Annotated in this window: 22 protein-coding genes and 4 pseudogenes; 14 read left to right on the plus strand and 12 right to left on the minus strand. The window is 54.5% G+C overall.

All coding sequences use genetic code 11. The features are described 5' to 3' along the window. Positions 1-93: 93 nt before the first annotated feature. From QMZ18_RS35775 to QMZ18_RS35825, 11 genes and pseudogenes are all read left to right on the plus strand, one after another. The gene (locus QMZ18_RS35775) at positions 94-3009 is read left to right on the plus strand and encodes a Tn3 family transposase (RefSeq protein ID WP_282611243.1); all 2916 of its coding nucleotides are present in this window, start codon (positions 94-96) and stop codon (positions 3007-3009) included. Positions 3010-3151: 142 nt separating this feature from the next. Further along, positions 3152-3550: pseudogene (locus QMZ18_RS35780) on the plus strand (inositol monophosphatase family protein); the annotation flags it as partial. Next, entirely contained in the window at positions 3547-4350 is an 804-nt protein-coding gene (locus QMZ18_RS35785; RefSeq protein ID WP_282611244.1) for an N-formylglutamate amidohydrolase, read from the plus strand. The pseudogene QMZ18_RS35780 and the gene QMZ18_RS35785, both read left to right, overlap by 4 nt. 21 nt (positions 4351-4371) lie before the next feature. After that, a complete protein-coding gene (locus QMZ18_RS35790) occupies positions 4372-5736 on the plus strand; it encodes a glutamine synthetase family protein (protein ID WP_282611245.1) in 1365 nt (454 codons plus the stop codon). A gap of 14 nt (positions 5737-5750) precedes the next feature. Then, on the plus strand, positions 5751-7130 hold the full coding sequence (locus QMZ18_RS35795) for an aldehyde dehydrogenase family protein (protein WP_282611246.1): 1380 nt from the start codon (positions 5751-5753) through the stop codon (positions 7128-7130). A gap of 3 nt (positions 7131-7133) precedes the next feature. Then, positions 7134-8279 (plus strand): iron-containing alcohol dehydrogenase, encoded by a 1146-nt coding sequence (locus QMZ18_RS35800; RefSeq protein WP_282611247.1) that lies wholly within the window; start codon positions 7134-7136, stop codon positions 8277-8279. Between the two features lie 244 nt (positions 8280-8523). Then, positions 8524-9230: pseudogene (locus QMZ18_RS35805) on the plus strand (IS6 family transposase). 94 nt (positions 9231-9324) lie between these two features. Continuing rightward, positions 9325-9672: pseudogene (locus QMZ18_RS35810) on the plus strand (IS30 family transposase); the annotation flags it as partial. A 134-nt stretch (positions 9673-9806) separates the two neighbouring features. Beyond that, a complete protein-coding gene (locus tag QMZ18_RS35815; protein ID WP_282611248.1) occupies positions 9807-10847 on the plus strand; it encodes an IS110 family transposase in 1041 nt (346 codons plus the stop codon). 475 nt (positions 10848-11322) lie between these two features. Beyond that, positions 11323-11583: a type II toxin-antitoxin system ParD family antitoxin gene (locus tag QMZ18_RS35820; protein ID WP_282611249.1), complete on the plus strand. Its 261-nt coding sequence runs from the start codon at positions 11323-11325 to the stop codon at positions 11581-11583. After that, a complete protein-coding gene (locus QMZ18_RS35825; RefSeq protein ID WP_282611250.1) occupies positions 11584-11889 on the plus strand; it encodes a type II toxin-antitoxin system RelE/ParE family toxin in 306 nt (101 codons plus the stop codon). It abuts the gene before it with no gap. On the opposite strand, the gene QMZ18_RS35830 is transcribed toward QMZ18_RS35825, so the two are convergent. The 5 genes and pseudogenes from QMZ18_RS35830 to QMZ18_RS35850 all read right to left on the minus strand — a co-directional run bounded on the left by QMZ18_RS35830 (position 11886) and on the right by QMZ18_RS35850 (position 14275). Next, a complete protein-coding gene (locus QMZ18_RS35830) occupies positions 11886-12200 on the minus strand; it encodes a hypothetical protein (protein ID WP_282611251.1) in 315 nt (104 codons plus the stop codon). The genes QMZ18_RS35825 and QMZ18_RS35830 overlap by 4 nt on opposite strands. 119 nt (positions 12201-12319) lie before the next feature. Beyond that, entirely contained in the window at positions 12320-13177 is an 858-nt protein-coding gene (locus tag QMZ18_RS35835) for an alpha/beta fold hydrolase (protein WP_282611252.1), read from the minus strand. Positions 13178-13202: 25 nt separating this feature from the next. Next, positions 13203-13358, minus strand: a pseudogene (locus tag QMZ18_RS35840) (recombinase family protein); the annotation flags it as partial. A 21-nt stretch (positions 13359-13379) separates the two neighbouring features. Beyond that, positions 13380-13694 carry a hypothetical protein gene (locus QMZ18_RS35845; protein WP_282611253.1) on the minus strand — a complete coding sequence of 105 codons (315 nt, stop codon included), beginning with the start codon at positions 13692-13694 and terminating at the stop codon, positions 13380-13382. Next, positions 13694-14275 (minus strand): recombinase family protein, encoded by a 582-nt coding sequence (locus QMZ18_RS35850; RefSeq protein WP_282611254.1) that lies wholly within the window; start codon positions 14273-14275, stop codon positions 13694-13696. Before QMZ18_RS35850 ends, QMZ18_RS35845 begins: the two co-directional genes overlap by 1 nt. Before the next feature lie 382 nt (positions 14276-14657). On the opposite strand from QMZ18_RS35850, the gene QMZ18_RS35855 reads away from it, so the two are divergent. Both QMZ18_RS35855 and QMZ18_RS35860 read left to right on the plus strand, forming a co-directional pair. After that, entirely contained in the window at positions 14658-15203 is a 546-nt protein-coding gene (locus tag QMZ18_RS35855) for a GrpB family protein (RefSeq protein ID WP_282611264.1), read from the plus strand. A 105-nt stretch (positions 15204-15308) separates the two neighbouring features. Beyond that, a complete protein-coding gene (locus QMZ18_RS35860) occupies positions 15309-15713 on the plus strand; it encodes a RidA family protein (RefSeq protein WP_282611255.1) in 405 nt (134 codons plus the stop codon). A 279-nt stretch (positions 15714-15992) separates the two neighbouring features. Here the strand turns inward: QMZ18_RS35860 and QMZ18_RS35865 are convergent, their stop codons facing one another. The 7 genes from QMZ18_RS35865 to QMZ18_RS35895 all read right to left on the minus strand — a co-directional run bounded on the left by QMZ18_RS35865 (position 15993) and on the right by QMZ18_RS35895 (position 21553). Continuing rightward, positions 15993-16580 carry a class I SAM-dependent methyltransferase gene (locus tag QMZ18_RS35865; RefSeq protein WP_282611256.1) on the minus strand — a complete coding sequence of 196 codons (588 nt, stop codon included), beginning with the start codon at positions 16578-16580 and terminating at the stop codon, positions 15993-15995. A 320-nt stretch (positions 16581-16900) separates the two neighbouring features. Next, entirely contained in the window at positions 16901-17278 is a 378-nt protein-coding gene (locus tag QMZ18_RS35870) for a helix-turn-helix domain-containing protein (protein ID WP_282611257.1), read from the minus strand. Between the two features lie 33 nt (positions 17279-17311). Beyond that, positions 17312-19468 carry a methyl-accepting chemotaxis protein gene (locus tag QMZ18_RS35875; protein ID WP_282611258.1) on the minus strand — a complete coding sequence of 719 codons (2157 nt, stop codon included), beginning with the start codon at positions 19466-19468 and terminating at the stop codon, positions 17312-17314. A gap of 90 nt (positions 19469-19558) precedes the next feature. Continuing rightward, positions 19559-19750: a DUF1127 domain-containing protein gene (locus tag QMZ18_RS35880; protein ID WP_282611259.1), complete on the minus strand. Its 192-nt coding sequence runs from the start codon at positions 19748-19750 to the stop codon at positions 19559-19561. Positions 19751-20054: 304 nt separating this feature from the next. Beyond that, a complete protein-coding gene (locus QMZ18_RS35885) occupies positions 20055-20261 on the minus strand; it encodes a DUF3955 domain-containing protein (RefSeq protein ID WP_282611260.1) in 207 nt (68 codons plus the stop codon). Between the two features lie 119 nt (positions 20262-20380). Next, a complete protein-coding gene (locus tag QMZ18_RS35890; RefSeq protein ID WP_282611261.1) occupies positions 20381-20983 on the minus strand; it encodes a PEP-CTERM sorting domain-containing protein in 603 nt (200 codons plus the stop codon). A gap of 228 nt (positions 20984-21211) precedes the next feature. After that, positions 21212-21553 (minus strand): hypothetical protein, encoded by a 342-nt coding sequence (locus tag QMZ18_RS35895; protein ID WP_282611262.1) that lies wholly within the window; start codon positions 21551-21553, stop codon positions 21212-21214. 119 nt (positions 21554-21672) lie between these two features. Between QMZ18_RS35895 and QMZ18_RS35900 the strand changes: the two genes are divergently transcribed. Further along, positions 21673-22026: a hypothetical protein gene (locus tag QMZ18_RS35900; protein WP_282611263.1), complete on the plus strand. Its 354-nt coding sequence runs from the start codon at positions 21673-21675 to the stop codon at positions 22024-22026. Positions 22027-22098: the final 72 nt, after the last annotated feature.

Genomic DNA, 22098 nt, shown 5'->3' on the forward strand with positions numbered 1-22098 from the left:
CCACCGAATCTAACTCATTGAAATTGTAGGATCTCAAGCTTTTTTCGGATTCTATGATCAGCTGGCTTATCCTTCGCTTGAAGGAGAGCTCAAATGCAGCGTTGGCACGAACAGTATCTTGGCTTCAGTCATTTTCCGGCCTCATTGTCGTCTGTCGAAGTCGAACACTATTTCACGCTCAGCGATGCTGAGTTAGCGCATGTTAAGACGAGACGGCGCCCGTTAAATCGTCTGGGCGTTGCTTTGCAGATCGGGTTTCTGCGAATGACGGGGCGGCTCCTCAATTCTTTCCAGATGGTGCCGCCGGACGTCCTAAATCACCTTGGCGCCCAGCTTCATATCGTGCCGCCGCGACTTGCATCGATCAGAGCGCTCTACCGGCGCCGGCGAACTCTATTCGATCATCAACGTATCTCTATGCAATCGATCGGGTTTCGGAATTTGACGCGGCATGCCGAGCGGGGATTGACAGCGTTCTTACGTAAGAGCGTCGAGACAACTTTTCGCCCAGACGCACTTGCACTAGAAGCCCGTACTTGGCTTTACCAGCATTGCTATGTTGCCCCTGCCGCAAGACCTATAAATTCCCTTGTCCGCGCTGCGCTACGTCATGCGGAGACACGTCTTGGAAAAGACATCATGACCGCCGTCAATGCAGCGACACTGACGGAATGGCGAGAGGCGCTTCTGCAGCGCCACGAAGGTGGGGAGAGAACAGTCCTTGAGTGGTTGCGAGAGCCGCCCCAGGGCAAGACACAGAAAGATGTGTCAAACCAATTTGACAAGTTCGATTTTCTGGCGGCACTAAGGCTAGAATGCTTGCCCCTGAAAAAGGTGTCTTTATCACGGCTCTATTTCTATGCCCGGCCAATGACCCGCCGGCGTCCCGCGGCGCTCACCCGATTAAAGGAGCCGCGCCGGACAATTGAGTTGGTTTGCTTTCTGCGTTGGCTGCAATTGGAAGTCACAGACTCTTGCATCAACTTGTTCGATCATTCCGCAACGGATCTGTGGCGTCAGGCACAACAGAGGGCGCGCGATCGACAACTTGAGCAAATTGATCGTTATCAACGGCTGATCCCAGACCTTCGCAGACTCGCGGACGATGAATCCATAACTGTGGAGGAACTGAGAGCGAAACTATCGGCGCTAATCGGCCCCTTTGAGACACCGGACTATGTCCGCAATCATAGTGCAGTGGCACGGCACGAACTCAGCCGATTCAGGGGACGCCTACGGGCATTGATGAAGCGGGCAGCCAAACTGCCATTTGAAATCGCTGAATCAAATCCACTCGAGGCCGCATTGAATTCAATACGGAGTGTTTATGACAAGGACGGTCGCGTTCTACTACCAGGCACCACCAGTCCATTCTCGAATATCTGGGACACATTGATCCTGGATGAGAATCCAGCGGCTGCGATGGCTGCATTTGAGGCCGCTACAATGTTGACACTTAAACGCTCTCTGCGGAACGGCACGGCTGCTCTCGGTGAAAGCCTGAGTTACCGCAGCGCTGAGAATCTATTGGTGCCCAGCACTGTATGGGAGAAGGAACGAGCACGCCTTTATCGTCACCTCAGAGTGCCGCCGTCACTAGATAACTATGTTCGTCGGCTGCGTGATGTCGCGCAGAGCTCTCTCTACGGACTTGCCAAAACAATCGAGGAGGGGGCTATCACGATAGAACAAAATCGGATCCGCATTCCGCGGGCCAAGCCTCATCCGGAAGACGAGGACGTTGGTCGCATCAGGCGCGATATCTTTGAATTGTCCGGCCTCATACAATTGCCTGATTTGCTAGTTGAGATCGACAGTCAGACGCGCTTTTCCTGGTTGCTGCTGGGGCGAAGCCCAAGAAATGAGAGAGAGCTGATCACACTGTATGGCGCCGTCTTTGCTCTTGGAACAGACCTGACCGCCGCAGAGGTCACGCGGATGGTGCCAGGGCTTTCGGAAGAAGCCGTGGGATCCATGATAAGGCTAATCGAAGAGGATCAGCGCCTGCGTCGAGCAAATGATGCCATCGTTCAATATCTCAGATCGCATGAGGTAGCAGAGGCCTGGGGAACCGGGTTGTTTGCATCATCGGACATGACCAGTCTCGATGCCACCCGTCATCTCTGGAACGCCCGTTTGGATCCAAGGCGCCGGAGCTACGCAGTTGGAACCTATACACACGTTCTCGATCAGTGGAGCGTTATCTATGACCAGCCAATCGTCCTGAACCGCAGACAAGCCGGCGTTGCGATAGAGGGAGCCTTGAGGCAAAGCCATGTCGAGCTTGAGAAGCTTGCTGTCGATACGCATGGTTTTACTCACTTTGCTATGGCATTGGCAAAATTGCTTGGCCTTGATCTCTGTCCACGCATGGCAAATCTGAGTGAAAGAAAGCTTCTCGTTCCGCGTGGACTGGACATTCCGCCGGTGCTCGAACCGGTAACGGAGCGCGTACCTCTGGGGGCTAAAGTTAAAAATGGCTGGGACGGTCTCGTCCGCCTTGCCGCATCGGTGGACGGCGGATGGTGCCAGGCCACTTATGTTCTCGACCGCTATGGCGCTGCCGGCCGGGGCGATCCTGTATATGAATGCGGCACGGCTCTGGGCAAAATCTTGCGCACGATCTATCTTTGCGACTACTTGGGCAATCTGGCTTTCCGTCAAGAGATGTTGGATCTATTGAACCAAGGAGAGTCGGTTCATCAATTGCAAAGGGCCCTTCACAATGGGGCTATCACTGCAAAACGCGGTCGCTCCCGCGAGCAAATAAAGGCGATATCTGGCGGCCTCGCTCTGCTTACAAATGCTGTGATGGCATGGAACACAGCTCAGATGCAGAAATTTCTCGATGGGACATCCGGAACCTACCCAATGGCAGCCTTCGCCAGCATTGCCCCTGTAAACTTCAAGCACATCAACATGCGCGGGATTTTCACCTTTGACCTGGGTGACCAAAGACACCGGCTCATCCAGACGCCTGTAGAGGCTCGCCTAAAAGGCCAAATCTGACGGTAAAACTGGGTCAAGCTGGAAATCCCATTAAATCAATGAGTTGCCTAACACAGCGATCGCAAGCTATTGAAATAGAACAACTTCCTTAGCGTCACTTTTTGCAGCGAGAACCCGATAACCCCATCTTGGACAGCCTGGCCAAGGGGCGACACTCAATGGGTCGCCAATCCGTTGTTCAGGCAAGACCAGCCTGTCAGAAGCTATTCTCTACATTAACGAAGGCGAAAAGCTCTTCGCTAACGAGCCCGAAGTTCATGCGAAACTCGTCAGTTCAGGCCAAACGAGGCGGTTTGCCTACGATTGTTATCCCCATGCGATGATGGCCGCCGGATTTATAGATTGTGTTGTCGACTACGATCTGAAGCCCTTTGATTACCTCCCGCTGGCCGGAGTGATTGAAGCGGCAGGCGGCATCATAACGGATTGGCACGGTAACAAGCTCGGCTTCGGTTCGGACGGAAAGGTTGCTTCGGCCGCGACGCCTGAACTTCATCGCGAATTGCTCGACATCCTTTCTTCGGGAGGGACGGGTCGATGAGCGCTCCAGCTGCTCTTGTTCAGCAAGACGAGGCACTTCTGACGATCAGGGACGGGGCGCCTTTTGAGATCATCAATCCCTATGGCGACAGTCGGATTGTTCTGATCTGCGAACATGCTTCGAGCCAGGTGCCGGAGCGGCTAGATAATCTGGGTCTGCCCGAAGATCAGCTTTCCAGCCATATCGGTTGGGATCCCGGCGCGCGAGATCTGGCGACGGGCCTGAGCTCAGCACTCAACGCACCGCTTGTGGCGGCCCGCTTCTCCAGACTGATCTATGATTGCAACCGGCCTCCGGATGCGCCAAGCGCGATGCCGCATCGCACCGAAGTGTGTGACGTTCCCGGTAATGAGCACATTACAGAAGCAGAGCGCTTAGCTCGTGCGGAAGAAATTTATCACCCGTTTCACCAAGCGGCGTCTGACGTCCTGCGCTTCAAACGCGACAACGGCATCGATCCCGTTGTTGTAACGGTTCACAGTTTCACGCCGGTATTCAACGGCAAGCAAAGATCGGTGGACATTGGCTATCTGCATGCAGAGGATGATCGTCTGTCAACGGCACTGCAATATCATTCCACCTATTGCACTCGGTACAATGTTCAGCTCAATCAGCCCTATGCGCCGGTCGATGGGGTGCTGCACACAATCGAAAAGCATCTTGAAAGCGGTGCGTTTCCTTATGTGATGATCGAGGTCCGCAACGATCTCCTCGCTGACACTGAGACCCATGCGGATATCCTTTCACTCCTCTCAGAATGCATCCCGAAAGCTGTTTCCAGCTTGGATGATCACCCCTGAACGTCAGAAATCTGGAACCCGATGACAGAAAAACTCACTTTCGAGAAACTCAAACAGCAAGTTGCAGAAGGAGAAGTCGACACTGTTCTGACTTGCATCATCGATATGCAGGGGCGGTTGATGGGCAAGCGCTTTGTCGCGCAGTATTTCGTCGATAGTGCCTGGGAAGAGACCCATTGCTGCGATTATCTCCTGGCCACCGATCTTGAGATGGCGACCCCGGATGGATACGCCTCGACCAGTTGGGAATCGGGCTATGGCGACTATGTCATGAAGCCCGATCTGGAAACCCTGCGGCCGGTTCCATGGCTAGAGGGGACAGTGATGGTGCTCTGTGATGTTCTTGATCATCACACCCATGAACCGGTCAGTCACTCCCCAAGACAGGTCCTGAAATGCCAGATCGAACGCCTCAGCGCGCTTGGCTTCGAAGCGGCCATGGCAACCGAGCTCGAATTTTTCCTCTTTACAAAGTCTCTCGATGAGTTGCGCAAGGATGGCTACCGAGATCTTGATCCTATCAGCGGCTACAACGAAGACTATCATATTCTTCAGACCACCAAGGAAGAACATGTGATGCGGCCGATCCGCAATCATCTCATTGCGGCCGGCCTCCCGGTCGAAAGTTCTAAAGGTGAGGCTGAGGCAGGACAGGAAGAGCTGAATATCAAATATGATGCTCCGCTCAATTGTGCCGATCACCATGCGATTGCAAAGCATGCAGTCAAGGAGATCGCCTGGCAGCAAGGTCATTCGGCCACTTTTCTCCCGAAGTGGCATCACGACCGGGTGGGCTCCTCCTCCCATATCCACCAGTCCCTTTGGAAGGATGGCCAGCCTGCTTTCTCCGATGAAGATGGTGAACACGGGATGTCGGCTCTGATGCGACAATATCTCGCCGGACTTCTTAAATACTCACCTGACATCACCTTCTTCCTTGCTCCTTATGTGAACAGCTACAAGCGCTTCCAGAAGGGCACTTTCGCACCCACTAGTATCGTCTGGTCGATCGACAACCGAACAGCTGGTTACAGACTTTGCGGCGACGGGACAAAGGCCGTGCGGGTTGAGTGCCGGATCGGTGGCTCCGACATCAATCCGTATCTTGCCATGGCCGCGCAACTGGCGGCTGGACTTGCCGGCATAGAGGAGAAGCTTGATCTCCCACCTCCGCTGACCGGGGATGCCTATCAGGCCAAGAAAGCCAAACAGATCCCAGACAATTTGCGCGATGCCATGGTGACCTTGAGGAAATCGAAAATGCTCCGAGCCGCATTTGGCGACGAGGTGGTCGATCACTACCACCGCTGTGCCGAATGGGAGCAGAAAGAATTTGACCGCGTGGTGACCGATTACGAGATCGCGCGCGGCTTTGAGAAAGCGTGATCGGGACAAGAAAAATGACAAGAACTGTACACTGTATTTCACCGATTGATGGCTCCATTTTCGCGGAACGGCCTTTGGCCAGCTACGACACTGCGAAATCGGCGGTTGGCGAGCTTAGTACGGCGCAAGCGGAATGGGCTGCGCGCCCGCTGCAGGAACGCATCGATCTGGTTATGGCCGGTGTTGCGGCCATCGGTGATCTCAACGATGAGATCGTACCGGAACTTGCGCATCAAATGGGCAGACCGATCCGCTACGGCGGTGAGTTTGGCGGCTTTAGTGAGCGCGCCAGCCACATGGCATCAATCGCTCAAGCGAGCCTCGCACCGATAGAGGTTTCTGACGACGCCGATTTCAAGCGCTATATCGAGCGGGTTCCCCATGGTGTGGTTCTGGTCATCGCGCCCTGGAACTACCCCTATATGACGGCCATCAACACGGTCGCACCTGCCTTGATTGCGGGCAACACAGTTCTTTTGAAACACGCCTCACAGACACTCCTGGTGGGCGAGCGCATGGCCGACGCGTTTCATTCTGCCGGTGTTCCGAAAGATGTCTTCCAGAACATCTTTCTCGATCACGATGTGACGAGAAAAGTGATCTCTGATGGCTCATTCGGGTTCATCAATTTCACAGGGTCTGTCGGTGGCGGTAAAGCCATGGAACAGGCGGCAGCCGGAACCTTCACCGGAATGGGTCTGGAACTTGGCGGCAAGGATCCAGGCTATGTGATGGAAGACGCCGATCTCGATGCAGCGGTCGATACCTTGATCGATGGTGCCATGTTCAATTCCGGCCAGTGTTGTTGCGGCATTGAGCGTATCTATGTGATCGAATCTCTCTTTGACACCTTCGTCGAAAAGGCGGTGAAGATTGTTGAAGGATACAAGCTCGGCAATCCGCTAGATCCCGAAACGACGCTTGGACCGATGGCGCATAAGCGCTTTGCCGAAGAAGTCCGAGGACAGATTGTAGAAGCGGTCGAGGCGGGTGCGAAGGCCCATATTGCGACCTCCGAGGAAGATGATGGCGGGGCCCATTTGACGCCGCAAATCCTGACAAACGTCACCCATGACATGCGGGTCATGCGCGACGAGAGTTTTGGGCCAGTCGTCGGCATCATGTCCGTCAAGGATGATGCCGAAGCGGTTTCGTTGATGAATGACAGCGATTTTGGCCTGACGGCTTCGCTGTGGACGAGGGATGTCGCCCGGGCTGAGGCCATCGCCGACCAGATTGAAACCGGGACAGTCTTCATGAACCGCTGTGATTATCTAGATCCGGCCCTCTGTTGGACGGGCTGCAAAGACACCGGGCGCGGCGGCGGGCTTTCCGTCATCGGCTACCACAACCTCACGCGACCGAAATCATACCATCTAAAGAAAGCACAATAAGAAATGTCACCAACAGGCACCTGGTCTTATCCTACCTCCATTCGTTTCGGCGCCGGTCGGATCTCAGAAATCGCCGATGCATGCCAAGTAGCCGGAATATCCAAACCACTCCTGGTGACCGACAAAGGCCTCGCCGGCATGGAAATCACAACCCGTACACTCGATCTTCTGGAGGAAGCGGGTCTGCGTTGTGGTCTGTTTTCCGCTGTCGATCCAAATCCGACAGACCTAAATTCAAACGAAGGCGTCCGCGCTTTCCGGGAGGGCGGCTATGACGGCGTCATAGCCTTTGGGGGTGGGTCGGGCTTGGATCTTGCGAAGGTGATTGCCTTCATGGCAGGCCAGACCCGGCCCTTGTGGGATTTTGAAGATATTGGCGACTGGTGGACCCGCGCCAATGCGGACGCGATCGCGCCAATCGTGGCTGTACCGACGACCGCTGGAACGGGATCGGAAGTCGGCAAGGCAAGCGTGATCACCAATTCAGAAAGTCATGACAAGAAGATCATCTTTCATCCCAAGATGCTGCCGTCGGTTGTTATTTGCGACCCTGAACTGACGGTCGGCATGCCAAAATTCATTACAGCGGGAACCGGACTTGATGCTTTCGCCCATTGTGTCGAAGCCTATTCAAGCCCCCATTATCACCCGATGAGCCAGGGGATTGCGCTGGAGGGCATGCGGTTGGTCAAGGACTACCTGCCGCGCGCCTATGAGGATGGCACGGATATCGAAGCCCGCGCGAACATGATGTCGGCAGCAAGCATGGGGGCCACCGCGTTTCAGAAGGGACTCGGTGCCATTCACGCGCTCAGTCATCCGATTGGAGCGGTTCACCACACCCACCACGGAACAACGAATGCCGTTTGCATGCCGGCGGTCCTCAAATTCAACGCGGACGCCATTCGTGATCGATTTGATGCGGCGGCTGCTTATTTGGGTATCGAGGGCGGATTCGATGGTTTCTGTGCCTATGTCGATGATCTCAACGCCTCGATGGGTGTTCCGAAGACGCTGACGGAACTGGGTGTCGACGATCCTGATATTGACGCTTTAACGGACGCGGCATTGCGCGATCCGAGCACCGGCGGCAATCCCATCGAAATGACGCACGAGAATACCAGGGCTCTGTTCGAGCAATGTCTCTAGCAGGTCGAATGATGATGACAAATCGAGGAGGAGCGACAAGCACCACGTAGCATCAATTGAATTAGTTTCGATCTGATCTGACACTGCTCCGTTGGAGGAGCGAGGGTTACCGGTTTTGATGGTGGTGCAAACCCAACCATCGAAACACTTCATGGAGGTAACCCTCATGCTACGGCCCTGTTGCAAAGAATCCGGTTATCGCTCTATAGGCTCTAGGGGTTGTAATTTTTCTGGATAGTGGCTGATGGATTTTTTCAAGTTTCGTCATTTCAGTGGCGTGGCGATCCTCCAGTGCGTTCGGTGGTACTGCAAATACGGGATCAGCTACCGGGACCTTGAAGAGATTATGGAAGAGCGCGGTCTGGAAGTTGATCACACGACGCTTTACCGTTGGGTTCAACGCTATGCGCCCGAGATGGAAAACAGCTTCAGTGGTATCAGAACCGCTATTCAACGTCGTGGCGTGTAGACGAGACCTATGTCAAAGTCAGAGGTCAGTGGAAGTACCTCTACAGAGCGATCGACAAGGATGGAGCCACCCTGGATTTCTATCTGTCCCATACTCGCAACACCAAGGCTGCCAAGCGGTTTCTGAAGAAAGCGCTCAAGCGCAGTAAGCATTACATCCCGGCATCGATTACCTCAGACAAGGCGCCTTCCTACGGAGCCGCAATCCGGAAATTGAAAGACGAAGGGGTGATCCCAGAGGATCTTCTGCACCGGCAGGTCAAGTATCTGAACAATCGGCTCGAGAGCGATCACGGCAAGCTGAAGCGCCTGATCAATCCGACTCTCGGCTTCAAATCCATGAAGACCGCCTATGCCGCCATCAAAGGCTTTGAGATCATGCGCATGTTCAGAAAAGGCCAGTTCGATCGCTGGTTCTATGGAGAAACCGGACCAAAAGCAGAGGCCAAATTCATCAACCGTATATTCAACCTCTACGCCTGAAATCCATCAAAAACCAAGGCGACTCTGTCCGCAGCGGATATGTGCAACAGGGCCCTATTTAGCACTGAGCCGGACTCGACTCCACAAAGACACGAAAAGCGTCATCTCGGGACTGATCAAGCAATCCCAAAGACTGCCAAAGGAGCTCTACAAGTCCCTGACTTGGGATCGCGGCAAAGAGCTGGCAGATCATCCGCGCCTGACAATGGCAACCGATATCGAAGTCTACTTCTGCGACCCGCATTCGCCATGGCAGCGGGGATCGAACGAAAACACCAACCGCCTGCTCCGACAATACTTGCCTCGCGGAACCGACTTGTCCGTGCATTCCCAGGCCAAACTCGGGGCAATCGCCAGACAATTAAACGAACGACCACGCAAAACACTGCAATATCAAACGCCGGCAGAGAAGTTCGCTGACTGTGTTGCGGCGATCAGTTGAATCCACCCCCGCTTCGCGGTCGTTGGTCGCTCTTGCAGCGAATGACATGGTGTGTTTGCGGTGGTCGCTCTCCTCGGGCGAACGAGGTCCAGTATTCTGTCCTCACAAACCACAAGCCTTTGAGGAGAACGACCATGTCGTATTATGTTGGACTTGATGTATCCGTCAAAACCGTATCGATCTGTGTTGTGAATGCCGAAGGTGCAATCATTGCACGTGGCGAGACAAGCTCGGATCCAGACCAGATTGCATCCTTCCTCAACAAACACGCGCCCGATCCGGAGCGCGTTATACATGAGAGCGGCATTCTAGCGATATGGCTGACCCGCGAGTTAGAGAAGCGCGGCTTGCCGATCATCTGCATTGATGCCCGTCTGGCGCACAAAGCTTTATCGGGCCGGATCAATAAATCAGATCCCGGGGATGCTGAAGGTCTGGCTCATCTCGCGCGGACCGGTTGGTTCAGCAAGGTTCACATCAGAAGCGAGGCGTCGGAACGTGTCCGAGTTTTGATTGGAACGCGAGAGCGCTTGATCAGGATGCGCAAAGATCTGGAAGGACATGTGCGCGGTGTCCTGAAGGTCTTCGGGATCTGCATGGGCGCTGTGCGCCGTACGAAACTGCGGCAGGGTTTTCGCGATCAGCTTGCCGACGCAGCCGCCACCGATCCGGCGATTGGCGTCATGGTCGAAATGTTTAATCCAATCCACAAAGCGCTTTGTGCTGCCACAGACGCCATGGACGAGGAACTCAAAGACATCGCGCGAGAAAGTGACCTTGCCCGCCGCCTCATGACAGCCCCCGGCGTTGGTCCAGTCGTCGCACTGTCCTTTATCGCAACGCTTGATGACGCCGCCCGCTTCAAGAGATCGAAAGATGTGGGCGCGTTTCTGGGTCTAACGCCCAGGCGGCACCAGTCCGGTGAAATGGACTGGTCAGGGTGTATCTCGAAATGTGGCGACCGCGATCTGCGAAGATTGCTCTATTCCGCAGCAACGACGCTGATCACCCAGGTCAGAAAACCTTCGCCCTTGCTGACATGGGCCAAACGCCTGCAGGATCGCAAAGGCTTCAAGAAAGCCGCCGTCGCAACATCGCGCAAACTCGCGGTTATCCTGCACTGTATCTGGCGTGACGGAACCGTCTTTGAAACCAGAACGGAGGCGGAAGCATAATTCAATAAACTGAATACCTGCCCGAGAAACCAAGGGCGGGTTCAACGTCCTTCGGGACGGAGGCGGATCAAGCCAGTCTAAAGCGGCCGAAGGGGTATACAGCCCACTTCGCGAATGACATTTTGGCCGATCAGCTCCCGGAGGCCATCATGAAGCGGTACGACCGACTTCGTAGAGAACCATGACCCCGAAAGACAACGAACCCCTATACCTTGACACCGCCGCAAACAGAGAACCGCTTTCCGCCCTCCACGTAGAATGCTGCGCTCCGAACTAAGGACGCAGAAGGCTCCAAAGCTGCCATTTGATAAGAGTATGTTGGGGCGACCTGCGCGATGTTCGATCGTATGCGACTGCTTCACGTCTTCTTGGGAAAGCGGTCAAGGCGCGGTTTTGTACATATGCAGTGTGTGCATTTCTTGACAATGTAGCAAAAATTGCTACATTGCGTAAGATATTGAATGGAGAATGTCACATGGCGAGAAATCCAAGCATTTCCCTGACAGAGCACCAGCAGAAAAACATTCAAGAGCTGATCGAATCAGGGCGCTATCAAAGCGTAAGTGAGATCATGCGCGCAGGCTTGCGGCTTTTGGTCGACCAAGAAAGGCAGCGGACCGCTGTCGTTAAGCAGCTTGAGAAAGCAGCGCTTGAAGGGCTGAATTCTGCCGCTGTTGATGACTTTGACGTTGATAAATTTTTGGCTGAAAAGCGAAAAAAATGGAGCGGTGTGTAGGTGGGTAAAGTCGTCTGGAGGCAGGCCGCAATTGATGACCTCGACAAGATTTACGATTACATCGCGCAAGACGCGCCTGCGCGTGCGGCAAGCTTCGCTGACGAACTGACCAAGAAAGCGAATGATCTCTCCGACTTCTCACAGTTGGGGCAAAACTATCTACCGAACTTGCCAAGTGTTCGGATTTTTCCATACAAAAATTATCTCTTCATCTTCAAACCGCTTTCGAGCACCAAAGGGATTGAGCTCCTCCGTATTTTCCACGGTGCGCAAGACTATCTCAACGCTTTCACCGACGATCTTTAAGAGCCCGCGGCGCACATCTTCAAAGGCTCTTCCTCCCGCAGGTGGCTGTCATCGTCCGGTGCCCAGGTTTCCAGATCCGGATACCATGTCTCGACAACCTGCCGATCCTGGAGCAGCAAGTTGATCGACCGCGAGCCGCAGGCACTGCAGACAATCTTCTCCCGTAGCTCCCGTACGTTCACAAAGGGAGAGAGGGCAGGGCGGTTGATCAGATCATTGGGATCGATATGGTTCTTGTGGCGGCAATCTTCGCACCAGGCGCTTAGAATGATATTGGCGTCTGCCATCGCGCCGAGGGTCCAGTAATCCACTATGCGGACCTTTCCTTGTATTCGGCTATCCGCCGGGAGATCGTAGACTTGTTCACGCCTAAGACCTCCGCGACCTCTTCGTAGGTGGGGTCTGATGCCGGACAGTGCAGAATCCTAAGCTAAGCTTGAAGGAAGTCTTGGACGATTTTTGCATATTCAACAGGCGCTTCAACCATTGGGTAGTGTCCGGTCTTCATGACGTAACTTGTAAGATTTGGATACCAATCTTCAAAAAGTTGGCCTGTCGATTCCTTGCGGAGGGTTTCTCCATCATAAGAACCAAAAATCACCAAGAGCGGTGTTTCGTTGCCAGACACCTCGCCTGAATAGTCGGATTTGGCGAACATCGAGACATAGGCTTTCATCGCCTCGGCGTTCACTGATCGTCGGTTCAGAAGAAGTTTATTATTAACCCATGCGTCACCATACTGTGCGCTGGTTAGTGCATGCATTGCCGTTCTGAACGCATCATCGTCAAATGGAACAGTCTCAAAGAAGGCGAATGTATTTTTATCTGGCTGGGCACCGGAAGCGGGTACGGGAACAGCTGCAATTACTCGGTCCAGTCGCTCTGGGATATCGCTCATGATCTTCTGGACAACCATTCCTGTCATCGAATGCCCAACAACAGAAAACCGATCCCACGAAAGACTGTTCGCCAGGTTCCTGACATCGGCAGAAATTTCTTCAGCCGTGTAATTACCGATCATGTTAATGGATGCGCCATATCCTCTCACATCAGCAAAAGCTATCTCCAATTGGCTGCCATCCAGAAATGCTGACGCAAACGCATAATCGCCATCCGAACTAACAGACCAATCGTGTAGGAAAATAGCTTTGATATCTCCATCACCGGCTACTTTGTGACCGATAACACCATTTTGGGGCGCAACTGATTTAGCCGGATAAAAGTTGTTTCCGCCTAGGCCAGAAATATGCGGCAACGCCAATCGTTCATTGAAAATTTCATCTGTCATCGGATTTGTTCTCTATCCCTTTTACTGATTGCGGTCGTTGTCCTTGTTGACGGCGGAGTTTCTTACCGCGAGCTCGGGCGGCGGCCAGGCCCGGTTTTACGTGTTCACTGATCAGGTCGCGTTCGAATTGAGCGATACCGGCCAGCATTGTCGGCATCATGTGGCCATGGAGATCGGAAACACTAACCTTAGTAGCATTGGCTCACGAGCCCGCGGCCCGCATCTTCAACGGTTCTTCGTCCCGCAGGTGGCTATCGTCGTCCGGCACCCAACTTTCCGGATCCGGATACCACGACTCAACGACATGCCGATCCTGAAGCAGCAAGTTGATCGATCGCGAGCCGCAGGCACTACAGACGATCTTCTCACGCAGCTCACGGATATTCACGAAGGGCGAGAGGGCAGGGCGGTTGATCAGATCATTGGGATCTATGTGGTTCTTGTGGCGGCAATCTTCGCACCAGGCGCTTAGAATGATATTGGCGTCTGCCATCGCGCCGAGGGTCCAGTAATCCACTATGCGGACCTTTCCTTGTATTCAGCTATCCGCCGGGAGATCGTTGACTTGTTCACGCCTAAGACCTCTGCAACCTCTTCGTAGGTCGGTAAGCTGCCGTCCTTGTGGGGCGTCTCCAGCAGCTTTACAGCCATCTCGATTTGTTTATCTCCGAGTTTTCGCTTGCGGCCGAATTTGGTGCCCTTAGCCTTGGCCGCTTCCAGTCCTCGCAGGGTCCGCTCGCGAATGAGATTCCGTTCCAGCTCCGCGAAGGCGCCGGCGATTGTGAAGATCGCCTTGCCGGTCGCGCTGCTCGGATCGATACCGTCCGATAGCGATTGAAAGGCAACCCCGCGCTGTTCCATGTCTTGAATGAAGTCCAGCAACTCGACCGTCCTGCGGCCGAGACGATCCAGCTTCCAGACAACGAAGGTGTCGCCTTTGCGCAACTGGGCGAGAGCCTTTTCAAGTTCTGGTCGGATGACCCGGCCAGAAGAGATGTTCTCGCTGTAGACTTTATCGCAGCCTGCTTCCTGAAGAGCCTTCAGTTGAAGATCCAGATTCTGCTCATGGGTCGATACGCGCGCGTAACCGATCTTCATGTTGCATAACTCTTTTTTTATTTTTTACTAATGCAACAATATATGCAACAAACTTTCGCAACAACAGAAATCGCAGCTTTTTCCCAGAAATCGGTTTCTCTGCAAGCCTTGCGAAAACGATCGATTATGCAACGAAGATATTTCGCACAAGAATCCTATTGCGAGTGCTTGGAACGAAATATACCCTTATAGGTGCAGTTGGCATTTTACGCCGAGATGTTGATTGCCGAACATACGGAAGCCGGACTGACTCCACATAGGTCCGGCTTCTTTCGTTATGGCTTCAGAGAGAAGGGCGGAGAGCTACCATCCGCTGAATGAGACATGAATTAGCGCTTTGCGGACATTGACGAAGCTTCTGGCAGAGCGATAGTTGGACGACATGCAGCGTACAGGCGGACGAGCGGTGTTGGGTCTTCGAAAAGGCACGGTTGAACTGATGTCGCATCAGCCCGAATGGCGGTTCGCTTTCGTGGCAGAGCGCAATCGACTTTCCGACGCCATCGGTTTGGATAAATACCGTGTTGAGCATATCGGCAGCACGTCGGTGCCCGGACTACCAGCTAAACCGGTCCTGGACATGGCAGTGCTCGTTAGGGAGCGCGAATTGATGCCGGCGCTCAAGAGTGCTTTGACTTCAAAGGGATACATTGACCGAGGGGATAAGGGACAAAATGGCGGCCATCTCTTTGTCTTTGAGGAATCCGTCGAAGTGCGAACAATCCATCTGCACGCGCTCCACTATGGTGATCCGCAATGGCTTGCTTATCTGCGTTTCCGCGACTCTCTGAGATCGGACGGCAGTCTCAGAGATGAATATGCGCGTCTGAAGGTGTGTTTAGCCAATGCGATGCCTAATGACCGCGCTGCCTACACTGCTGGAAAGAACGATTTTATCCAACGTGTGCTAAAAGCTATCCAAGAATAGCTCGATGACTGCAACGGGTTCGTTCCGGCCGTTCGTTGCAAAGCTCACCAATGACTGCAGTGCGGACTTTGCTGTCGATAGCTGCTCCCGTGTTAACGTCCGCAATTGAGTGGTGTCGCCAAAAATCTTGAGCGCATCAATCTGAAGGGATGCACATTGAACATTAATCGAGTCCACAGCCGCGCAAGAGGACGTTGCGATGCCGTTTCATTCAACGGCCTCGCCTTTGTGGTTGCATACGATCCTGATGCTGCTGATGGGATCAAGTCACAAACGCTGAACAGTCTATTCTTTCTGGATGCAAAGCTCGCGGAAGTAGGCAGCGGAAAAGAAGCGCTCCTTCAGACAACTGTGTATTTGAGCGATATGACGATGAAGGCCGAGATGGATGAAGTCTGGTGCGAGTGGATTGGTCCTCGTGACAACTGGCCACAACGAGCCTGTGTCGGTGCTGATCTAGGTGATGACGTAACGCTGATCGAGATCGTGGTTATCGCAGCACAGATATAGATACAAACCCACAATGCCGACATTCGCCGCTCTGCAAGAGGTCGGTAGGAATCTGCGCGTCGATGGCATTCGTGGCCTTCGCGGCGTCTGTCACTATGGACACAGAGCGGTCGTTCAATGCGCCCGGTCCGAATGACGGCTAAGCGGGACAAAGCAGCCTTCGTTCGCATTTAATTGAATGGCTGCTTTCTTTCGCGAGCCGACCATGCGCTCGAGTTGTTGTCGATATCCGTGGCGCCGCTCAAGCTGCGATCTCCTTTCAGGACGGGTTTGATAATGTCAGCTTTCGACGGAGCACCGTTGGTAGTTGTGCACACCGTTTCGCTTATGCAGATAAGTGAACAACCCGGATCGACGAATTGAGAGGGGCACCAAACCGGCAATCGGAAACATCCACACGGCCAATATCCCCTCCGGCTTCAAGACGCGGTGTATTTCAGGCAGGAGACGGTTCAACGGCAATGTGGTGAAAGGACGCCGTAGAGGGATTAAGGGGAGTACACCAAGCAAGAGCACCTTGTCGATGCAAGCGGCGTCCAATCGGGTGCTCAGAGCATCACGCCGAACCACACTGACGTTTTGCAGACCTGCGGCTATCAGCTTTTCGTTCAGACGTTCGACGTAGGCCGCCAGCGGATCCATCGCGATCAAGCGGCCGTGATCGCCAATCATGCGTGCAGCGGGCATGGTAAAGAACCCCGTGCCGCTACCCACCTCCAGAACGGTTTGACCCGGCTGGAGGTCAGCCCCGCGAAGTATTCTCTCCGGGTCTTGGAGGAGGTGCCGCAACCTGCTCTCCATAGCCGATCCGGCTGGTTTGAGGAGCATGTTTACGAACTTTGATTTACCCAGATCTTCCGCGCTCATTTGTTTGTCCGGAAATCAATCGAATGGCTGCGCCGGCTCGGCGGTCGCAATTAAAGCTTGATCAGAGGAATGACTGCTTTAGTCCAGACCTCGTCAATCATACCAGCAAATGAATGCCCGCAAGCTCTGTGTAACGACAGTGCCATCATGTCTGCTCTTGGTACGCTAGCGGCAATTTGAACGGCTTGCAGCATCTGTACATATAGGCTCGAAGCGGACGCCGTTGACCGCACGATATCGGGAAAATAAAAGGGCCGCGCAGGTTCGGCTTCTTTCGCTACGGCTTCAGTTGGAAAGTGCCCAACCTGGCACTCATCGGACTATGTCGCCCGGTTTTTGTTGAGTGCGAGAACGAGTCCGTAAATGCTCTTCTTGATTTCAGTAGAAGAAATAGCTTCGAACTGGCGCATCAAGCGCGGCGTTGACCGGCCGGCATCAGCCGGCCTTTTTGCATCTTGAACAGCGTCCGGATTGTAACCGGCGAAAAATGCCTCGACGTTTGTCTCAAGCACGTCGGCAATCTGATAGAGCCGAGCGGCGCAAACTCGGTTCTTGCCGCGTTCATATTTCTGCAGCTGTTGAAGCGCAATCCCGAGCTGGCTGGAGACCACCTTTAGGGTAAGGCCGCGTTCGCGGCGGATAGTACGGATTCTGGCTGCAATGTGCGCGTTGATTGAAGTCAGAATATCAGAAGACATGTCGGTTCCACCTTACTGCTGATCGTTAAAAGTTTAGGGGGCGATCCGCGATCGCGACTCTTCTGCGTCACGAACGGTCGCACGCAGATGGCCGACGAAGTCATCGACCTTCTCCTCCAACTGCCGCGCTTCCTGTGCGAGTTCCGAGGCCGAGTTTTCGACGTCTCCCGCCGCGGACACGGTGGTTGTGGCGGATTCACGGACCTGGGCGATGTTCGAAGTCACCTGATCCGTGCCGTTTGAGGCCTGCTGAACCGAATTCGTGATTTCCGCGGTTATTGCGCCCTGTTCCTCCACGGCGGAGGCGATGGCGGTGGCGGCTTCGTAGATGGAATTGATCGTGCTGGAAATTCCGTGGATCGCGTCGACAGCATCGCGCGTTTCGCTCTGGATCGCGCCGATCTGTCCGGAAATCTCTTCCGTGGCCTTGGCGGTCTGGTTGGCCAGGGATTTGACCTCGGAGGCCACTACGGCGAAGCCTTTGCCGGCTTCGCCGGCCCGGGCGGCTTCGATCGTAGCGTTCAAGGCCAGCAGGTTGGTCTGTTCGGCGATATCGTTGATCAGCTTGATCACCTCGCCGATTTTATCGGCAGCTGCCGCCAGGCCTTCGACCTTGTTGTTGGTCTTCGAAGTTTCCTCCACGGCGTCGCTGGCTATATCCGCCGAGCGCCGCACCTGGGAACTGATTTCGCTGATCGAGGAGGAGAGTTCGTTTGTCGCCGCCGCAACGGACTGGACGTTGGCCGAGGCTTCCTCCACGGCCGCGGTGACCACGGAGGCCTGACTTGACGAGTGGTTCGCGTTTGCGGCCATGTTCTGGGCCGTCGTACGCATGCCATCGGCGGAGGAAGAGACCGAGGAGATGATCTGGCCGACCGAGGACTCGAAGTCGTTGGCCATGGTCATGCGGGCTTCCTGACGCTCGGCAGAGGCTCGTTTCTCCGCCTTCAGCTTATCTTCCTCCATGCGCTGAACCCGTTCGGCGTTGCCTTTGAATTGCTCGAGCGCGCGGTTGATGTCACCGATTTCGTCGCTGCGATCCTGGCCCGGAACCTCGACGTTGTAGTCGCCCTCCATGAGGCGCTTGATCACGGAGATCGACTGGCGGAGCGGATTGCGGATCAGGATCTGACAGATGCAAAGCAGGGCGCCGATCAAAACCAGAAGCAGCACGATACCGCCAAAGACGGTGTTGTTCTGTACCACGTCCGCCTGTTCCGTCAGCTTGGCGGTCGGGACGTTGACCACGACCGACCAGGGCGCATCTGAATCGCGGATCTCCACCGGGATGAAGAGGCGGAAAAGGCCGTCGTCCTCGGCTTCGAGCGGCTGGCCGGTCCGGATGTCTTCGACGGCCCGTTTGAAGACAGTGTTTGTCGGATCGAGTTCCTTCGCATGCAGGTCCTCCTGCGCATGCGCGACCCACTTGCCGTTGTTGGAGATCAGATTGACCGAGCTCTCCGCGCCGAAAGGCTGGAGGTCGTTGAAGGCGGCGGTCATTCCGTTCAGGCTCATATCCACGCCGATGACGCCCAGGAACGTGCCGCTCTCATCCAGAACCGGATAGATGAAAGAGACCAGCAGAACCTGATTGCCGTCGACATCGTAAAAGACCGGGTCGACAATCGAGGCAGCCTTGGTCCGCTTCGATTTGTTGTAGTACTCGCCGCCTTCGCCGGTGTCGGTGTATCCGGTCAGGAAATAGGGTTCGACGCCCTTGCCGAAGTTGTAGAAGTAGGCGATGTAGCGACCGGTTTCGTCGTGATGTCCGTCGTCGGCGTTCTTGTAGGCTTCATCGTTGCCGTCGAGGGCATTGGGTTCAAAACCGGCCCAGGTGCCGGCGAGTCCGGGATTGGCCTCCAACATTTCCTTTAACACATTGTGGTAGGCCTGCCGTCCTTCGACGCCGGACGCCTTGATAGCGTTGAAGGCCTGTTCGATGCTGTGCGCGACGGTCATAGCTTCGTCGAGCTGGTTCTTGACCTTGCCGGCCTCCACCTCACCGATGGCGCGCGCTTGGCTGAGCGTAAGGTTCCGCATGCTGTCCTGAACCGTCCAACTCATCAGCACGATGCTCACCGTGAGGCAAAGCAGTACGATCAGTGCGCTGCCGAAGGTCAGTTTCGCGCTCAGCGTATTGATTCTGGCTACAACGAGCGCTTTGATTGAAGCTTGAATATCTGAAGACATGTCGGTTCCACCTTGCGGCTGATCGTTATTTTTGGAGCCAGAAAAAATTCGTATCAATCGTTCATAATAAGTTCAGGAGGTGATCCACGTTCATGATTCCTCTGCGTCACTAACGGCCGCAGGTGTAAATCGTCCGTCAACCATTTCCTCCACCGTCGACACGATCTGAGAGCGGTCCAGCCCTATATCCGTCAGGTAGTAGTCGCTTAAGTTTTGGAGTTCGCGGATTGTGGTGCGTCGTCGGTGCCAACGGGCAATCCCTTCGATAATCCAGCTAACCATGGTGGGCTTCTGCCCTGAAGCGCCTTCCGAGGTTGGAAAGCTGATAAGCGGTGTTCATGGTGTCCTCCATCGAATTCTGGTTTTACCGCTCGCGGATCACCTCTCCTTCGAGCCAATGTAAGTCACAGTCTCTTGTGACTTCATCGGTGTCGACTTTCAGGTGATTTACAGAGAGCGTCGTGTTTTCGATAAACGTTTAAACCAAAAAAATTTGTTTACACGATTATCGTTTACAAAGCATGAAATTCATGCGAGGGGGAAGTTGGCCGCGTCTGACGTGTTGGCTCGACAGGTTGTCTCGCCATCATGCAGGTCGAAACAGCCTGGCGCCCAATCCTACGGCAAACAGAACCGCGCCCAGAACTAAAAGCAGAAATCCGATTGGAAGGAAAAGGCTCTCCTGCAGCACACCGTCTGCGTCGACGTAGCCGTAGAAGATGCTCTCAAGCATCAACGAGATCGCGCCGCCGGCGAGGGCGGCAATACTAACTATCCAAAGTTTGAAAGCCATACTTTGGTTCTTCCCGTTGTGTTGATCGGTCATGTAAACTGATTTTAAGGCACCAGGAAGGCCGACCGCTTGATGCGGGATCGCGCGGGCCTGGATTGATCGGTCACCGAAAGGTGGGGTCAAATGGCGTTTTCGAGCATCGCCCTTCGCTGCAAGATCTCTTTGTGACGCCTCGCGAAGCCAACTCCCGCTAGACCAAGCCCCAACAGAGCGAGCGTACCGGGCTCAGGAATAGCTACACTATGGGGATCGGAGATGGTTCCGGCCGTGGGCCTGACGATGTCGTTCCGCATTTCTCCTCCAACAAAACCCGGTGAGCAATCATCACAGACACCGATGTCAATCAGTGCGGTTCCGAAATTCGCCGTAAGACTCGGCAACTGAAACGTGAAGTCGAAGAACAGGGGTGCCGAGAATGGCGCTGAAGCCAGTCCGGTTACAGCAAATGCACCTCCTGATAGGTTGCCTGCGGAAGATGAGAAGGTCGCACCGGCTAGATTGGACGACAACACTGAACCACCGGAAAAGTCAAAGCTATTAAAAGCACCATCCCAGTCGAATAGAAATTCATTGAACCTGCCTCCGCTTGTGGAGGTCACGGTGCCGCTAATCTGGAGCCGGTCGGTCGAGTCGTCGAAAACCGCGCTCACGCCTGTAATGGCCAGTGCTTGGGCGCTGCCCATAACACCCAGGGTCATTCCAGCAGCAGCAAGGACTCTCAACGCCCACCTGCTCAGCGTGTTCGAATTAACCCTGCCAGCGGTTGCGGACAAAAACCTGGTTCGCATTCTATTTCTCTCTTTGTTGATTATTGAGTTATCAGTCACCCGAAGGTCGAGGACATTCCGAAATACTTTCCGTAGCCACTGAGCCGCCCGCTGAAAGCGGCAACGAAACGAGTTTTCATAATTGCCTACTCTGTTATCGAAGCGGGTTTGCAAACACAAGCTTTAAAACATCTTCATCTGTTCGCCTTTTGGTAATGGCAGACTGATGGCTGTTTCTTTGCCGCTTTCAGCGGGCGGCACCGCCGTTTCGGATTGGTTATCGTCGGTCGCAAAGGGGCTGCCGTGCTTGTCCAGAAATCCGAGAGTCCCCGGCAAAGTGAAGGATTCGAACATTTCCATTGAGAGGGTATTTCCGCGCCAGACACGCCCCGAAAGGCCGCGGCAAGCAAGCTGCAAAAAGCACATGCGGTAGGGCAGTTCTGCGATGTCGATCGCTTCGATCCAAAGGCAGCTTGCCGGATCGTGACCCTTGTCCTCGATGACATCGGCGATCGCCAGCACCATTGCACCCGCACCGCAAGCGGGCTCCTGCAGGGTGATGAACCCTTCTGTTCAAGCTTCTGATCAAGATCGCCGCAATTGATCTCGGCAATCAGGCGGCAAACATCGTAAGGCGTGAAGAATTGTCCGTTGGCGCCTTCCAGCAGACCAAGCTCGCCGGCGACGCTCCCGAGAAAGTCGCTTCTCTGTCCGGCCTGGTCGAAGACCATAGCCAGCAGTTCGGGCATGCGGCGGACATCGTCTTTCTTCCGGTAGCTCCGCACCACCTGCATATATTGCTCTTCCAGGGCCTCGGCCCGGGCAGGCTCGGCGGTCTTCTTGGCGAGCGCGCAACTCGCCATGGTCAGGAAATCCCGGAACTTGGTGTAACCGTCTTTGCCCGGGTCGATCTCGCGCAGGATTTTGATGAAGGCTTTCACGCTCATTGGGGCAGCCCCAGAGCAACGGCTGTCAGGGCCAGTAGGCAGGGAATGTGAGTGCCGGATGGAAACTACCCATTAGCGCCGAGTGAAAAGTACCCAGTTTGGGGTTTAGATCAGCTGTTGCTC

The sequence above is a fragment of the Pelagibius sp. Alg239-R121 genome (assembly GCF_947331435.1).
In the GTDB taxonomy this organism is placed as follows: domain Bacteria; phylum Pseudomonadota; class Alphaproteobacteria; order Kiloniellales; family Kiloniellaceae; genus Denitrobaculum.

Coding starts and splice junctions, on each gene's coding strand:
- QMZ18_RS35790 (WP_282611245.1), top strand. CDS start 4,372: ATGACAGAAAAACTCACTTTCGAGAAACTCAAACAGCAAGTTGCAGAA.
- QMZ18_RS35850 (WP_282611254.1), bottom strand. CDS start 14,275: ATGAAGATCGGTTACGCGCGCGTATCGACCCATGAGCAGAATCTGGAT.
- QMZ18_RS35865 (WP_282611256.1), bottom strand. CDS start 16,580: ATGAGCGCGGAAGATCTGGGTAAATCAAAGTTCGTAAACATGCTCCTC.
- QMZ18_RS35785 (WP_282611244.1), top strand. CDS start 3,547: ATGAGCGCTCCAGCTGCTCTTGTTCAGCAAGACGAGGCACTTCTGACG.
- QMZ18_RS35885 (WP_282611260.1), bottom strand. CDS start 20,261: ATGGCTTTCAAACTTTGGATAGTTAGTATTGCCGCCCTCGCCGGCGGC.
- QMZ18_RS35870 (WP_282611257.1), bottom strand. CDS start 17,278: ATGTCTTCTGATATTCTGACTTCAATCAACGCGCACATTGCAGCCAGA.
- QMZ18_RS35800 (WP_282611247.1), top strand. CDS start 7,134: ATGTCACCAACAGGCACCTGGTCTTATCCTACCTCCATTCGTTTCGGC.
- QMZ18_RS35875 (WP_282611258.1), bottom strand. CDS start 19,468: ATGTCTTCAGATATTCAAGCTTCAATCAAAGCGCTCGTTGTAGCCAGA.
- QMZ18_RS35815 (WP_282611248.1), top strand. CDS start 9,807: ATGTCGTATTATGTTGGACTTGATGTATCCGTCAAAACCGTATCGATC.
- QMZ18_RS35820 (WP_282611249.1), top strand. CDS start 11,323: ATGGCGAGAAATCCAAGCATTTCCCTGACAGAGCACCAGCAGAAAAAC.
- QMZ18_RS35835 (WP_282611252.1), bottom strand. CDS start 13,177: ATGACAGATGAAATTTTCAATGAACGATTGGCGTTGCCGCATATTTCT.
- QMZ18_RS35855 (WP_282611264.1), top strand. CDS start 14,658: ATGCAGCGTACAGGCGGACGAGCGGTGTTGGGTCTTCGAAAAGGCACG.
- QMZ18_RS35895 (WP_282611262.1), bottom strand. CDS start 21,553: ATGGTGCTGGCGATCGCCGATGTCATCGAGGACAAGGGTCACGATCCG.
- QMZ18_RS35795 (WP_282611246.1), top strand. CDS start 5,751: ATGACAAGAACTGTACACTGTATTTCACCGATTGATGGCTCCATTTTC.
- QMZ18_RS35775 (WP_282611243.1), top strand. CDS start 94: ATGCAGCGTTGGCACGAACAGTATCTTGGCTTCAGTCATTTTCCGGCC.
- QMZ18_RS35880 (WP_282611259.1), bottom strand. CDS start 19,750: ATGGTTAGCTGGATTATCGAAGGGATTGCCCGTTGGCACCGACGACGC.